The sequence below is a fragment of the Cereibacter sediminicola genome (assembly GCF_007668225.1).
Lineage (GTDB): Bacteria > Pseudomonadota > Alphaproteobacteria > Rhodobacterales > Rhodobacteraceae > Cereibacter_A > Cereibacter_A azotoformans.
The window spans coordinates 1-891 of record NZ_VDEK01000114.1 but is presented as its reverse complement, the minus strand read 5'-3'; the positions used below and the strand labels follow the sequence as shown (position 1 = coordinate 891).

At 69.9% G+C, this 891-nt stretch carries 1 protein-coding gene; it reads left to right on the top strand.

Annotated features, from left to right (window positions below):
• Window positions 1–891 (top strand): IS1634 family transposase (locus FG154_RS20575; RefSeq protein ID WP_145112019.1); only part of this gene is annotated, 891 nt, incomplete at both ends.

Here is an 891-nt window from a genome sequence, read left to right as displayed (position 1 = left end):
GCCGTCGCTCAGGCCGAGGCCGCCTGATCAACCGCGGTGCCAACCGAGCGGTTACCATCGAGCGGATCGTTCTGGTCGCCGACCGTGGGCTCCTCAGCCTCGACAACATCGATGCCCTGACCACGCTCGCCGATCAGGGCGGCCGCAAGCTCGAGTTCATCCTGGCCGTCCCCGCCCGCCGCTATGGCGAGCTGGTCGAGACCTTCCGGGGCCTTGCCTTCGACGAGGCGGGCCTCGCCGAGGCCGCCTTCGCCGGCCACCGCCTGATCGTGGCCCACGATCCGCTGCGCGGAGCCGAGCAGTCCGAGAAACGCCACGCCCACATTGCCGAACTTGAGGCCCTAGCCGAGCGCATGGTCGGCAAGCTGGATGCACAAGATGCTGGGCAAAGCGACCGGGGCCGGCGGGCCTCCGACCGTGGCGCCTACAGCCGCTTCACCCGCGCGGTCGCCGAGGCCGAGCTGACGCGCTTCCTCAAGGCGGACTTCACCGCCGACCGCTTCAGCTGGTCGCTGGACGAGACCGCCATCCACGAGGCCGAGCTCTTCGACGGCAAGCTCGCGCTGCTGACGAATGCTCCCGACCTGACGCCGGCCGAGGCCGTCGTGCGCTACAAGGCGCTCGCCGACATCGAGCGCGGCTTCCGGGTGCTGAAGTCCGACATCGAGATCGCCCCGGTCCACCACCGGCTGCCCGACCGCATCCGGGCCCACGCGCTGATCTGCTTCCTCGCGCTCGTCCTCTACCGCGTCATGCGCATGCGGCTGAAGGCGAAGGGCCATGCGGCGAGCCCCCGCACCGCGCTCGATCTCCTCGCCCGCATCCAGAAACACACTGCCCACGCGGGCAAGCGCAGCTTCCACGGCCTGAGCAAAACCACCCCGGAGCAAC